Below are 13,148 nucleotides of genomic sequence, written 5' to 3' on the forward strand. Positions count from 1 at the left end.
TCCATTAATGGGCTCTAAGAATCATATTATTTGGGGAGTCACTACTGCTGCAGCTCAAACTGAAGGAGCTTTTGATAAAGATGGAAAGGGACCTTCTATTTGGGATACATTTACCAAGAATTCCAGAAAAATAAAGGATAAATCCAATAATCAGATTGCTACCAATTTTTACGAACGTTTTGCAGAAGATATTGATGTATGTGTCGATATAGGGTTAAAGATATTTCGCTTTTCTATCTCTTGGTCAAGAATAATTCCTGATGGAACTGGAGCTATTAACGAGAAAGGAATCGCATTTTATAATAAGGTAATAGATTATTGTCTTAAGGTTGGAATAGAGCCTTGGATCACTACATATCATTGGGATCTACCTCAAAAATTACAAGACAAAGGTGGATGGCGAAATAGGGAGGTAATCGCAGATTATGAAAATTATGTTCGTGTTCTCAAGGATCATTTCTCAGATCGTGTTAAAAATTGGATTCTTGTAAATGAAGCTATTGTTTGTATTGGAGCCGGATATTTCCTAGGCATACACGCTCCAGGAAAACGAGGAATTAAAAATTTCAGTGCAAGTATTCATCATATTTTATTAGCACAAGCTAAAGGATTTTATATTTTAAAAACAGACAATAATTTGCTTGTGGGTACCGCCGTAAGTTGTACTAAAATTGAGGCTTATACAGATCAAAAAAGAGATCAAAAAGCCGCACTTAGAATAGATGCATTAATGAATCGTTTATGCATAGAACCTTATATTGGATTAGGATACCCTAAAAATGAATTACCACTTGTAACTAACATTGAAAAATTCATACAAGAAGGAGATATGGAAATCATGAAAGTGGATTTTGATTTCTGGGGTATTCAAACATACGCTAGAGAAGTAGTAAAAAGTGCATGGTATATTCCTTATTTAGGCTGTGTTTTGGTAAGTCCAAAAAAAAGAAAAGTGCCTGTTTCAGTAATGGGGTGGGAAACATATTCAGAAGGAGCAGAATTTTTTTTAGAACGGTTTTCTAAATACGATCCAGAAAAACCCTTATGGTTATCAGAGTGCGGAATAGCTTTATCTGATGAAGAAGATGATTCTAAAAGGATTGCCTACTATAAGAAGATTATTAAAGGAATGGAAAACGTTATAGCCAAGAAGATTAATTTGAAAGGAATTTTGTTATGGACACTTGTCGATAATTTTGAATGGGCAGAAGGTTATATTCCTAAATTTGGAATCGTAGGTATGGATAAAACTACACTCAACCGAAAAATGAAAAAAACAGCAATCTGGCTTAAAGAGTACTTTTCGAATCAATTTGATTAAATATAAAATTCTGAAGAATGTTTAATTTCCTTTAGGACAAATGTACTGTTTAGAATACCAATGTTCTCTATTTTAGATAGTTTAGACTTTACAAAATCATGATACTCTTCAAGACTTTTGGTATGGATTTTTAATACGAAATCGACTTGCCCAGCCATATGATAACATTCTTGTACTTCATCTAAATTCTGAATTTGCTCTTCAAATTTTTCAATAAATGCCTCATTATGATAGCGCATAGATACTTGACAAATGGTGGTGATTGATCTGTCAATCAATTTTTTATCCAAAATTGCTACGTACTTTTTTATAAACCCTTGTTTTTCTAACCTACGTACTCGTTCATAAACAGGAGAAGGAGTTAAATTTAGAATAGAGGCTATTTCTTTAGCTGTCTTTTTAGAGTCTTTTTGAAGAATTCTAAGAATTGTTAAATCAGTTTGGTCTAATTGATCCATAAATGTTAATTAAAAATTACTTTAAATTTATTGTTATTATATTGTTAAAAGTAAATAAAACTAATTTTATGTTATTTTTCAGTAATAATTACTTAGTTTGTTTATTAAACCAAATATAAACATTGTTATTCTTATTTTAGTAAGTAAATAACACTGTAAAGTGTTAAAAAAATTAAAAGGAAAATGGATACAAAAGTTTTAGTAATTGGTGCAAATGGTCAGCTTGGTTCCGTATTAACCAAAGAGCTTCAGAAAAAATATACCATAGAAAATGTAATTGCTTCTGATCTTGAGCAAAGGGAATCTTATAAAGGAATTTTCGAAGTAATAGATGCAACGAATCAACAAAGAATCCAAGAGGTAGTAGAACGATATAAGATTACTCAGATATATCATTTGGCTGCAATTTTATCGGCCAAAGGAGAAGAAAATCCATTAGCTACCTGGGATATAAATATGAAAACACTTTTTAATGTTCTTGAAGTATCCAGAAAGAATCAAATAGAAAAAGTATTTTTCCCCAGTTCTATTGCTGTTTTTGGAGAAGGCGCTCCACTAATAAATACTCCAAACGACGCATATCTTAATCCAGCTACTGTATATGGAATGAGCAAGGCTTCAGGAGAAAATTGGGCTCAATATTACTTTCTTAAATATGGATTAGATGTTAGATCAATTAGATATCCCGGAGTAATAGGATACCAATCATTGCCTGGAGGAGGAACGACTGATTATGCAGTTGATATCTATCATAAAGCTGTAAAAGAAGAAGGCTTTAGTTGTTTTCTGAAAGAAGATGCAACCCTTCCCATGATATTTATGGAGGATGCAATAAGAGCTACTTTAGAATTAATGGATGCTCCAAAAGAAAATATTACCGTTAGAACTTCTTATAATATTGCGGGAGTAAGTTTTTCTCCAGAAGAAATTACCGCCGAAATTCGTAAATTATATCCCGATTTTAAGGTTACCTATGAACCCGATTTTAGACAAGAAATTGCAGCAAGATGGCCAAAATCTATAGAAGATACAGCTGCAAGAAAAGATTGGGGATGGCAAGCTAATTATGATCTTAAGAGTATTACTGAGATTATGATCCAAAAATTACAACAGAAGTACAAACAAGATTCAAGAAATAAAGAAATACTAATGTTTTAGAAATTACTGTTGCTAAAAAATCAAAATAATAAATATAATACAATAACAATATATACATGTTTTCAAATATAAAAGATGACTTACAGAAGGAATTAGATGATATCAAATCAGCTGGTTTGTATAAGTCAGAAAGAATAATCACAACACCACAAGGTGCCGAGATCGATACAACGAATACCAAAGATGTTTTGAATTTTTGCGCGAATAACTATCTTGGACTTTCTTCACATCCAGATGTTATTCAAGCTGGTAAAGATGCTATAGATTCTCACGGTTATGGATTGTCTTCTGTTCGCTTTATCTGCGGAACTCAAGATATACATAAAGAATTAGAACGTAAAACTGCGGAGTTTTTAGGAATGGAAGACTGTATTTTATATGCAGCAGCATTCGATGCAAACGGAGGAGTTTTTGAACCAATCCTTACAGCAGAAGATGCAATTATTTCAGACTCTCTAAATCATGCTTCTATTATTGATGGAATTCGTTTGTGCAAAGCAAAGCGATTTAGATACGAACATAATAATATGGTAGATCTCGAAAAACAATTAAAAGCTGCAGAAGGATCTAGAAGAATATTAATTGTTACTGATGGTTCATTTTCAATGGATGGAACCATTGCACAGTTAGATAAAATTTGTGATTTAGCGGATGCGTATAACGCTATGGTAATGATTGATGAATGTCATTCTACTGGTTTTCTTGGGAAAACTGGACGTGGAACCCATGAATATCGAAATGTAATGGGACGTGTAGATATTATTACAGGAACTTATGGTAAAGCTCTTGGAGGAGCATCAGGAGGTTTTACAGCGGCCAGAAAAGAAATTGTAGACATGTTACGTCAACGATCAAGACCTTACCTATTTTCTAATACCGTGGCGCCTTCTATTGTTGGAGCATCTATAAAAGTATTAGATCTATTGAGTTCCTCTACGGCCTTAAGAGATAAACTAGAAGAAAATACCAAGTATTTTAGATCTGAAATGACTGCCGCAGGGTTTGATATTGTTCCTGGAGATCACCCAATAGTACCAGTAATGTTATACGAGGCAACATTAGCTCAGGAATTTGCAGCAAAATTACTTGATGAAGGAATCTATGTGATTGGATTTTTCTATCCTGTTGTTCCTAAAGAAAAAGCACGTATTAGAGTTCAATTATCAGCTGGACATGATAGAGAACATCTAGAAAAAGCCGTTAAAGCATTTACCAAAGTAGGTAAAGAGCTGGGAGTAATATAATTACTAACGTTTGTTAGTGTTTTAAAACTTAGAAAATTCTTATAATAAAGGTTAGTTTGTTTAAAATTTAATAGTAATTACAGGTAAAAAATCAATAATTAATGATAATACCTGTGGATTGATGAAAAAAACTAAAATTTATTTTGTATAGTAATTGTTTTAGCTACTTTAGCAACGTAATTAAAATAGAAATGAACAACTTATTTACTTGGAACCGATTTTATTTTTTCTTCTTTTATTTTAAAGGAAGTTCGGGATCGCTATGTAAATAAATAAGTCAAATTTATAAATTAGAATCCCGATGTAGAATCGGGATTTTTTTTTGAACATAAAATTTAAAACGTTTGAGTAAGAGAGTTGCCATACAAGGAATAAAAGGATCGTATCACCATGGAGTGGCACAGGCATACTTTGGTAATGAGATTGATGTTCACGAATGCATGTCATTTCAGGAGTTAGTGCACAGCTTAGAAAATAAGAAAAGTACCGATGCAGTGATGGCGATCGAAAACTCTATCGCGGGATCAATTATTCCTAATTATGCCTACATTGATGAACATGATTTAACCATTTGTGGAGAATATTTTCAGCCAATTCATCATTGTTTAATGGCATTGGAAAATCAGGAAATTTCTGATATTAAAGAAGTATATTCTCATCCTATGGCTTTGCTACAGTGTAAAGATTTTTTTCGTAAGTACTCTCATATTAAGTTGGTAGAAGATGCGGATACTGCAGATGTGGCCAAAAGAATTCAAGAGAAAAAATTAAAAGGTATAGCGGCAGTTGCAGGAGAAACAGCAGCTAAAATTTATGATTTGGAAATTTTAGCAAAAAATATTCAAACTATAAAAACAAATAGTACCAGGTTTTTTATTCTCAATACAGATGAAAACTCTGGCTTAGATAGCAAGGAAATCAATAAAGCATCATTAAAATTTCTTACAGATCATAAAAGAGGTAGTTTGGCTACTGTACTTAACGTTATGAGTGATTGCAGACTGAATCTAACTAAAATTCAGTCATTACCAGTGATTGATATGCCATGGAAGTATTCCTTTTTTGTGGATGTGACTTTTGATAAATATGAAGAGTACCAAAAAGCTATTTCAATACTAAAAATTATGGCTTTGGAATTAAAAATACTAGGAGAATATAAAAATCAGAACGGATGAGTATTCAAACAGCAAAACGGTTAGAAACAATAGAGGAATATTATTTTTCTAAAAAGTTACGTGAAGTTAGGGCACTAGCAACTTCGGGAAAGCCGATTTTAAATATGGCTATCGGAAGTCCTGATTTGGACCCTCCAAAAGAAGTTGTAGAAGCTATACAGACAACAGTGTTACAAGATGGTGCACATAAATATCAGAGTTATCAAGGTGTCCCAGAACTTAGAAAGGCTTTTGCCAACTTTTATAATACTAACTATGGAGTAGCATTAAATCCTGAAAATGAGATTTTACCTTTAATGGGTTCTAAAGAAGGAATTATGCATATTTCATTAGCTTATCTTAATGAAGGTGATCAGGTGTTGGTGCCTAATCCTGGATACCCTACATATACATCTGTTACAAATTTGGTGGGTGCAGAACCACTATTTTATGATCTAAAAGAAGATAATAAATGGGAACCAGATTTAGAGTTGTTATCAAAAAAGGATCTTAGCGGAGTTAAGATTATGTGGATTAATTATCCTCATATGCCAACAGGAGCTTCGGGTAGTGTAGAGACTCTTAAAAAATTAATTGCTTTTGCAAAAAAGCATCATATACTATTGGTAAACGATAATCCGTACAGCTTTATATTAAATGATAATCCGACTAGCATTTTATCTGTAGAAGGTGCGAAAGATGTAGCACTAGAGTTAAATTCTCTAAGTAAAACCTTTAATATGGCTGGATGGCGAGTAGGAGTAGTAACTGGAAGTCAGGATAAAATTGAAGCAATCCTTAAAGTAAAAAGCAATATGGATAGTGGTATGTTTTTAGGTATTCAAAAAGGAGCTATTGCCGCACTAAAACTATCCAACGATTGGTATCATGAGATAAATGCTATCTATAAAGAAAGACGAAAATTGATATGGGAACTAGCTTCATTATTAGGTTGTTCATTTGATAAAACAGCAACCGGAATGTTTGTGTGGGCGAAATTGCCAGAAGGAATCGATGCAGTAGAATTTATTGATCATATATTGTATGAAAACAGTGTGTTTATAACTCCTGGAGATATTTTTGGGAGTAATGGTAAAGGATATATTCGTTTTTCGTTATGCGTTAATAAAGAAAATATAAAAGAAGCAATCGAACGACTTGAGAAAAAACAAACACAATTTGCGAATAATAATATCGTACATCAAAAATCGTAATTTGTATATAGAATGAGGGTATTTGTAATTGGAATAGGGTTAATAGGAGGATCATTTGCTATCGACATTAGAGCAGCTTTTAATGAAGCTAAACTCTATGGTATTGATAAAAATGAGCAACATTTGGACAAAGCAATTTCTCTAGGAATCATTGATGAAAAATCAACTTTTGAAGAATTAGATAAAGCTGATGTGGTAATTGTGTCTGTTCCTGTAGATGTTACGGTGAAGTTATTACCAAAAATTTTAGATAAAATTAATGATGAATGTCTCGTTTTTGATGTAGGTTCTACCAAAAAGAAGTTATGTACTTCGGTAGAAGATCATCCAAAAAGAAGAAATTATTTAGCAGCACACCCCATTGCAGGGACTGAGTTTTCAGGACCGCAAGCAGCGATAGCAAACCTTTATAGAGGAAAAACAAATATCATTTGTGAGGTGGAAAAAACAGCCTTTAAATTGCAAGAACGTGGCATGGAGATTTTTAACAGATTAGGAATGAGAATTCGATATATGGATCCTGCTTCGCATGATAAACATATAGCGTATGTTTCGCATTTATCCCATATTAGTTCGTTTATGCTAGGAAAGACGGTAATTGAAAAGGAAAAAAACGAGAGAGACATATTTGACATGGCAGGTAGTGGTTTTGCCTCTACAGTTCGTTTAGCAAAAAGTTCACCAGAAATGTGGACCCCAATTTTCAGACATAATAAAGAAAATGTCATAGAAACATTAACAGAATATATTGCAAATCTGACGCAGTTTAAAGAATTAATGGAAGAGGATAATTTTGTTGAAATATATAAGGAAATGGAAGATACAAATCATATAAAAGCTATTCTAAAAGGAATATCTTAACAACTATAACCCACGAAAAACGTAAAATTAAAACAGTATAAAAAATAGAAATGGAGAATAAGAAAGAACTTAGAAACTGGTTAGATGCATATAATTTGGATCATCCTTTGGTGATTGGAGGCCCTTGTAGTGCTGAAACTGAAGAGCAAGTAGTGAAAATCGCACATCAACTTAAAGATTCTGACGCAACTGTACTTAGAGCGGGAATCTGGAAACCTCGTACAAGACCAGGAAATTTTGAAGGAGTTGGTGCTTTAGGATTGAAATGGCTACAACGTGCTAAAGAAGAAACAGGAATGAAGATTGCTACCGAAGTGGCAAACCCACATCATGTAGAATTAGCATTAGAGCATGGAGTAGATGTTCTTTGGATAGGAGCAAGAAGTACAGTGTCACCTTTTATTGTTCAGGATATTGCAGATGCTTGTAAAGGAATTGATAATCCTGTATTGATCAAAAATCCTATCAATCCAGATCTTTCACTATGGTTAGGAGCAGTGGAGCGTTTCTATACTGCAGATGTGAAAAATTTAGGAGTAATTCACAGAGGCTTTTCTACTTATGAAAAAACTAAGTATAGAAATATACCTGAATGGCAGATTCCTATTGATCTTCAAAATCGTTTTCCCGATCTTCCATTAATTTTAGACCCTTCTCATATAGCGGGAAGAAGAGATCTGATTTTCGATCTTTCTCAAACAGCACTAGATCTTAATTTTGACGGATTAATTGTAGAAACTCACTATGATCCGGACAATGCTTGGAGTGATGCCGCTCAACAGATTACACCAGATACTTTAATTCAGCATATGAAAGATTTAAAAATTCGTAAAGAAGTAGGCGTAGACGAGTCTTACCAGAAAACATTAAGTGAGTTAAGAGCAAAAATTGATGTAGCGGACAATCAGCTATTAGATGTGCTATCTAAGAGAATGAAAATTTCTGATGAAATAGGAAAAGCAAAAGCAAAGCAAAATGTAGCTATACTGCAATCCAAGCGTTGGAATGAAATTTTAGGAAAAATGATTCTTGAAGGAGAAGAAAAAGGATTAAGCGAAGAATTTATTTTAAGAATTTACAAAGCTATTCACCAAGAGTCAATCAATCATCAAAAAAAGGTAGCGAAGTCTTAAATATGAATATTAGCTCTTTGGAATAGAGATTTATTTGCATCTTTGCGTTTATGACAGGAACTGTATATAAATCTACCGGAAGTTGGTATACCGTTAAATCGGAAGAAGGTGCTGTGTACGAATGTCGTATAAAGGGTAAATTTAGGATCAAAGGTATTAAAAGTACCAACCCAGTTTCTGTTGGAGATGTAGTGGATTTTAAGTTGGAAACTAAAAATGACAAAGAGACTGGTGTTATTGAGAATATTAGAGAACGCCGAAATTATATTATCAGGAAGTCGGTGAACTTATCTAAACAAACCCACATCATTGCCTCAAACATTGATGTGGTTTTTTTATTGGTTACTCTTAATAATCCTCCAACATTTACCGCGTTTATCGATCGATTTTTAGTTACTGCAGAAGCATACGATATCAAAGCTGTTTTACTGTTTAATAAAATAGATACTTATAGCGAAGATGAACTTTTAGAGATAAAATATCTCGCTGCCTTATATAGGGATATAGGGTATGAATGTATTGGGATTTCTGCAAAAACTGGCAAGAATGTCGATAAGGTTAAAGAGCTAATGAAAGGAAATACGAGTATGTTTTCAGGTCATAGTGGTGTTGGTAAATCTACATTAGTTAATCTTATAGAACCTAATTTGTCTCTAAAAACAGCTGAAATTAGTGATCAACATCAACAAGGTCAACATACCACCACTTTTGCTGAGATGTATGATCTTGGTTTCGATGCCAAAATTATCGACACACCTGGTATCAAGGGATTTGGGATTGTAGATATGGAAAAAGAAGAAGTCGGAGATTATTTTCCAGAGTTTTTTGAACTTAAACAACAATGTAAGTTTAATAATTGTCTTCATATTAATGAACCTAAGTGTGCCGTAAAAGAAGCATTAGAAAATGGAGAAATTGCTTGGTCCCGTTACAAAAGTTATCTGCAGATTTTAGAAGGTGAAGATGAACACTACCGCAAAAACAACTATAACGAAGAATGATTTTTAAAGTTTTAGATTAATATCTTCTTCAAGTATTGTATGTCATGAAAGCAGTAATTCAAAGAGTTTTAGAAGCTTCTGTTACCGTAAATCAAGAGATAATTTCTGAAATAAAATCGGGGCTTTTGATTTTATTGGGGATAGAAGATGATGATACAAAGGAGGATATTAATTGGTTGTCTGGAAAAATAAGCAGATTAAGAATTTTTGGAGATGATAAAGGTATGATGAATCAGAGTGTTGTAGATGTAGATGGAAATGCCATAGTGGTAAGTCAATTTACACTATATGCAAGTACAAAGAAAGGAAATAGGCCTAGTTTTATTAAAGCTGCGAAACCAGAGAAAGCAATACCATTGTATGAAGAATTTGTAAAACAATTCGAAAAAGATTTAGGAAAAAACGTTGGGACGGGTCAATTTGGAGCTGATATGAAAGTGTCTCTTATTAATGATGGACCGGTAACAATCATTATAGATACAAAGAATAAGGAATGATAATTATCTTTTCCAAAGAAATCAAGAGTTAATATTTTTAAAAAAAGATATAAAATGAATATTCAGAATGCTCAGAAAGCAGTAGATGATTGGATTAAAAATCATGGAGTTCGCTATTTTAACGAGCTTACTAATATGGCACAACTTACAGAAGAGGTTGGAGAAGTGGCTAGGATTATAGCTCGCAGATATGGGGAACAAAGTGAAAAAGAAAGTGATAAAAATAAGGATCTAGGAGAGGAACTAGCAGATGTTATGTTCGTGGTTTTATGTTTAGCAAATCAAACTGGAGTGGATCTTCAAGAAGCTTTTGATAAAAAGCTGGATATTAAAACAAAGAGAGATCACGATCGTCATCATAATAATGAGAAATTAAAGTAATGTTTAAAACAATTATATCTTCCAAAAGATATTGGATTACAGTAGTGCGTTTAGGACTTATAGCGATGATACTGCTTGGTTTTGTAACACACGTTATGGAGTATGGGGGGATTATCTCTGATACTTTTATGGACGACAAAATCAATAATGGTAGATGGGTAAGATATTTGATATCAAGGGCCGTAGGTGGACTTGCCTACGGAATGATTCAGGGATATTATTTTGAACTAAGAAAACACAAATCAAATCGATAAAATGAATTTGAAATTAAGCCATATTTCGAATATTAAGAATAACAACCTACAAATTACTGGATCGAAAAGTGAAACCAATAGGTTGTTGATTTTACAATCTCTTTATCCAGAAATTGAAATTGATAATATCTCTAATAGTGATGATTCTAGACTAATGAGAGCTGCATTAGCTAGTAATGAGGAACTTATTGATATTCATCATGCGGGTACTGCAATGCGATTTTTAACAGCATACTTTGCTGTGAAAAATGGAAGGACTACGGTACTTACGGGTAGCAAAAGAATGCAAGAAAGACCAATAAAAATATTGGTTGATGCTTTAACGCAATTAGGATGTGATATTTCTTATGTTAAAAATGAGGGATATCCTCCTATAAAAATTGTTGGTAAAAACCCCGAAAATCATAAAGTTTCACTCGCTGCAAATGTAAGCAGCCAATATATATCTGCTTTAATGCTGATAGCCTCTTCTTTGCCAAATGGATTAGAAATTACTTTAGAAGGAAAAGTAACCTCTGTGCCTTATATAAATATGACATTAAGTTTGCTTAAGGATGTTGGGATTAATGGGAGTTTTGAGAATAATATAATTCATATAGAACCTATAAAGATAGTATCACCCAAAACTGTGGTAGTGGAGTCTGATTGGAGCTCAGCTTCTTATTTTTATAGTATTGTTGCTTTGTCGGATTTTGGGACTGTAACATTAGGAAGTTATAAACAAGATAGTTATCAAGGAGATGCCTCTTTGTCCAAAATATATAAGAGATTAGGTGTTGAAACCACGTTTAAAGAGAATAGAATCACTCTTAAAAAGATCAATTCTTTAGATAGTTCGGATATCTTAGAATTGGATTTATCTAATTCTCCTGATATTGCACAAACAATCGCTGTTACCTGTTTTGGTCTAGGAAAAGCTTGCTATCTTACTGGTTTGCATACACTAAAGATTAAAGAGACAGATCGATTAGAAGCATTAAAAATCGAAATTGAAAAATTAGGAGGAGAAGTATCAATTACAGATGATTCTCTAAAGTTAAGCGCTTCTACATTAATTAACTCTGATATTACTATAGATACCTATCATGATCATAGAATGGCTATGGCTTTTGCGCCACTTGCGCTAAGAGTATCATTGTTTATTAATGATGCAGATGTAGTATCTAAGTCTTACCCTGATTTTTGGGATGATTTAAAGAAATTAGATTTTAAAGTGCTGTAAATAAAAATATATCTGTTGATTTACTTGACAACCCCTATATCCAGATTGTATATTTGCTGCTCCTAAAAAAGAAACACTAATGAAGTTATCACATTTCAACTTTGACCTTCCAAAAGAATTATTAGCAGAATACCCTTCAGAGAATAGGGATGAAGCGCGTCTAATGGTTCTTAATAGAAAAGATCAAACCATAGAGCATAAACAGTTTAAAGATCTAATTGATTATTTTGAACCTAATGATGTTATGGTTTTAAATAATACAAAAGTATTTCCAGCTAGATTATATGGAAATAAAGAAAAGACTGGTGCGAGAATTGAAGTGTTTTTATTAAGAGAATTAAATTCTGAAACTCGCTTATGGGACGTACTTGTTGATCCAGCACGAAAAATTAGAATAGGGAATAAGTTATACTTTGGAGATGATGAAAGTCTAGTTGCCGAAGTTATTGATAATACTACATCTAGAGGACGTACACTACGATTTTTGTATGACGGATCCTATGACGAGTTTAGACAAAAACTTACAGACTTAGGAGAAACTCCTCTACCAAAATATATCAAAAGAGAGGCAGAACCAGAAGACGAAGAAAGATATCAAACAATTTATGCTAAAAATGAAGGTGCTGTTGCAGCTCCTACTGCTGGATTACATTTTTCTAAACACCTAATGAAGCGTTTGGAAATAAAAGGAGTAGATTTTGCAGAAATTACTTTGCACGTTGGTTTAGGAACTTTTAACCCTGTAGAGGTAGAAGATTTGTCCAAGCACAAAATGGATAGCGAAGAAGCTTACATTACAGCAAAGGCTACAGAAACTATTAACCAAGGAATAGCTAATAAGCAAAGAATTTGTGCTGTAGGAACTACAGTAATGAGAGCTTTAGAGAGTTCCGTTTCTTCAGATAAAACTTTAAATGAATTTAGAGGTTGGACGAATAAGTTTATTTTTCCTCCATATGACTTTAGTATTGCAAATAGTATGATAACGAATTTTCATACACCAAAATCTACTTTATTAATGATGGTTTCTGCTTTTGCAGGTCATGATTTTATTAAAGAGGCTTATGAGCAAGCAGTGAAGGAAGAATATAAGTTTTATTCCTACGGAGATGCCATGCTGATCCTCTAATCATAAGACATTAAATTAGTAAGAAAAAAACCTCTGCTTTACATATTGATAAAGCAGAGGTTTTTTTAGAATATATCCAAAATAATATACTTCTTTTTAAATTCTAAATTAAAGTATGTAT

Annotated in this window: 14 protein-coding genes; 13 read left to right on the top strand and 1 reads right to left on the bottom strand. The window is 32.9% G+C overall.

Annotated features, from left to right (window positions below; translation table 11 throughout):
* The first annotated feature begins 7 nt into the window (after positions 1-7).
* Positions 8-1,321 (top strand): glycoside hydrolase family 1 protein, encoded by a 1,314-nt coding sequence (locus tag ABD077_RS07860; RefSeq protein ID WP_343911778.1) that lies wholly within the window; start codon positions 8-10, stop codon positions 1,319-1,321.
* Here the strand turns inward: ABD077_RS07860 and ABD077_RS07865 are convergent.
* Positions 1,318-1,779: an Lrp/AsnC family transcriptional regulator gene (locus ABD077_RS07865; RefSeq protein WP_343911779.1), complete on the bottom strand. Its 462-nt coding sequence runs from the start codon at positions 1,777-1,779 to the stop codon at positions 1,318-1,320. The genes ABD077_RS07860 and ABD077_RS07865 overlap by 4 nt on opposite strands.
* Positions 1,780-1,962: 183 nt before the next feature.
* On the opposite strand from ABD077_RS07865, the gene ABD077_RS07870 reads away from it, so the two are divergent.
* The 12 genes from ABD077_RS07870 (at position 1,963) to queA (ending at position 13,027) form a co-directional block, all read left to right on the top strand.
* Positions 1,963-2,937 (top strand): NAD-dependent epimerase/dehydratase family protein, encoded by a 975-nt coding sequence (locus ABD077_RS07870; protein ID WP_343911780.1) that lies wholly within the window; start codon positions 1,963-1,965, stop codon positions 2,935-2,937.
* Positions 2,938-2,993: 56 nt separating this feature from the next.
* The gene (gene kbl / locus ABD077_RS07875) at positions 2,994-4,181 is read left to right on the top strand and encodes a glycine C-acetyltransferase (protein WP_343911781.1); all 1,188 of its coding nucleotides are present in this window, start codon (positions 2,994-2,996) and stop codon (positions 4,179-4,181) included.
* A 344-nt stretch (positions 4,182-4,525) separates the two neighbouring features.
* On the top strand, positions 4,526-5,356 hold the full coding sequence (locus ABD077_RS07880) for a prephenate dehydratase (RefSeq protein ID WP_343911782.1): 831 nt from the start codon (positions 4,526-4,528) through the stop codon (positions 5,354-5,356).
* Complete coding sequence (locus ABD077_RS07885) at positions 5,353-6,549, top strand: pyridoxal phosphate-dependent aminotransferase (RefSeq protein ID WP_343911783.1); 1,197 nt, start codon at positions 5,353-5,355, stop codon at positions 6,547-6,549. Before ABD077_RS07880 ends, ABD077_RS07885 begins: the two co-directional genes overlap by 4 nt.
* A gap of 12 nt (positions 6,550-6,561) precedes the next feature.
* Positions 6,562-7,410: a prephenate dehydrogenase gene (locus tag ABD077_RS07890; RefSeq protein ID WP_343911784.1), complete on the top strand. Its 849-nt coding sequence runs from the start codon at positions 6,562-6,564 to the stop codon at positions 7,408-7,410.
* 50 nt (positions 7,411-7,460) lie between these two features.
* Positions 7,461-8,543 carry a bifunctional 3-deoxy-7-phosphoheptulonate synthase/chorismate mutase type II gene (locus tag ABD077_RS07895; protein ID WP_299603086.1) on the top strand — a complete coding sequence of 361 codons (1,083 nt, stop codon included), beginning with the start codon at positions 7,461-7,463 and terminating at the stop codon, positions 8,541-8,543.
* 50 nt (positions 8,544-8,593) lie between these two features.
* A complete protein-coding gene (gene rsgA, locus ABD077_RS07900) occupies positions 8,594-9,544 on the top strand; it encodes a ribosome small subunit-dependent GTPase A (RefSeq protein WP_343911785.1) in 951 nt (316 codons plus the stop codon).
* Between the two features lie 44 nt (positions 9,545-9,588).
* Positions 9,589-10,041, top strand: a complete 453-nt coding sequence (dtd, locus tag ABD077_RS07905) for a D-aminoacyl-tRNA deacylase (RefSeq protein WP_343911786.1) — start codon at positions 9,589-9,591, stop codon at positions 10,039-10,041.
* Positions 10,042-10,095: 54 nt separating this feature from the next.
* The gene (locus ABD077_RS07910; protein WP_299603073.1) at positions 10,096-10,422 is read left to right on the top strand and encodes a nucleotide pyrophosphohydrolase; all 327 of its coding nucleotides are present in this window, start codon (positions 10,096-10,098) and stop codon (positions 10,420-10,422) included.
* The gene (locus tag ABD077_RS07915; RefSeq protein WP_343911787.1) at positions 10,422-10,676 is read left to right on the top strand and encodes a hypothetical protein; all 255 of its coding nucleotides are present in this window, start codon (positions 10,422-10,424) and stop codon (positions 10,674-10,676) included. Before ABD077_RS07910 ends, ABD077_RS07915 begins: the two co-directional genes overlap by 1 nt.
* A 1-nt stretch (position 10,677) precedes the next feature.
* The gene (locus ABD077_RS07920; RefSeq protein WP_343911788.1) at positions 10,678-11,898 is read left to right on the top strand and encodes a 3-phosphoshikimate 1-carboxyvinyltransferase; all 1,221 of its coding nucleotides are present in this window, start codon (positions 10,678-10,680) and stop codon (positions 11,896-11,898) included.
* A gap of 79 nt (positions 11,899-11,977) precedes the next feature.
* Complete coding sequence (gene queA, locus ABD077_RS07925; RefSeq protein WP_299603064.1) at positions 11,978-13,027, top strand: tRNA preQ1(34) S-adenosylmethionine ribosyltransferase-isomerase QueA; 1,050 nt, start codon at positions 11,978-11,980, stop codon at positions 13,025-13,027.
* Positions 13,028-13,148 lie beyond the last annotated feature (121 nt).

It is taken from the genome of Aquimarina litoralis (assembly GCF_039523995.1).
Classification (GTDB): domain Bacteria; phylum Bacteroidota; class Bacteroidia; order Flavobacteriales; family Flavobacteriaceae; genus Aquimarina; species Aquimarina litoralis.

Coding starts and splice junctions, on each gene's coding strand:
- ABD077_RS07860 (WP_343911778.1), top strand. CDS start 8: ATGGGCTCTAAGAATCATATTATTTGGGGAGTCACTACTGCTGCAGCT.
- ABD077_RS07865 (WP_343911779.1), bottom strand. CDS start 1,779: ATGGATCAATTAGACCAAACTGATTTAACAATTCTTAGAATTCTTCAA.
- ABD077_RS07870 (WP_343911780.1), top strand. CDS start 1,963: ATGGATACAAAAGTTTTAGTAATTGGTGCAAATGGTCAGCTTGGTTCC.
- kbl (WP_343911781.1), top strand. CDS start 2,994: ATGTTTTCAAATATAAAAGATGACTTACAGAAGGAATTAGATGATATC.
- ABD077_RS07885 (WP_343911783.1), top strand. CDS start 5,353: ATGAGTATTCAAACAGCAAAACGGTTAGAAACAATAGAGGAATATTAT.
- ABD077_RS07890 (WP_343911784.1), top strand. CDS start 6,562: ATGAGGGTATTTGTAATTGGAATAGGGTTAATAGGAGGATCATTTGCT.
- ABD077_RS07895 (WP_299603086.1), top strand. CDS start 7,461: ATGGAGAATAAGAAAGAACTTAGAAACTGGTTAGATGCATATAATTTG.
- rsgA (WP_343911785.1), top strand. CDS start 8,594: ATGACAGGAACTGTATATAAATCTACCGGAAGTTGGTATACCGTTAAA.
- dtd (WP_343911786.1), top strand. CDS start 9,589: ATGAAAGCAGTAATTCAAAGAGTTTTAGAAGCTTCTGTTACCGTAAAT.
- ABD077_RS07910 (WP_299603073.1), top strand. CDS start 10,096: ATGAATATTCAGAATGCTCAGAAAGCAGTAGATGATTGGATTAAAAAT.
- ABD077_RS07915 (WP_343911787.1), top strand. CDS start 10,422: ATGTTTAAAACAATTATATCTTCCAAAAGATATTGGATTACAGTAGTG.
- ABD077_RS07920 (WP_343911788.1), top strand. CDS start 10,678: ATGAATTTGAAATTAAGCCATATTTCGAATATTAAGAATAACAACCTA.
- queA (WP_299603064.1), top strand. CDS start 11,978: ATGAAGTTATCACATTTCAACTTTGACCTTCCAAAAGAATTATTAGCA.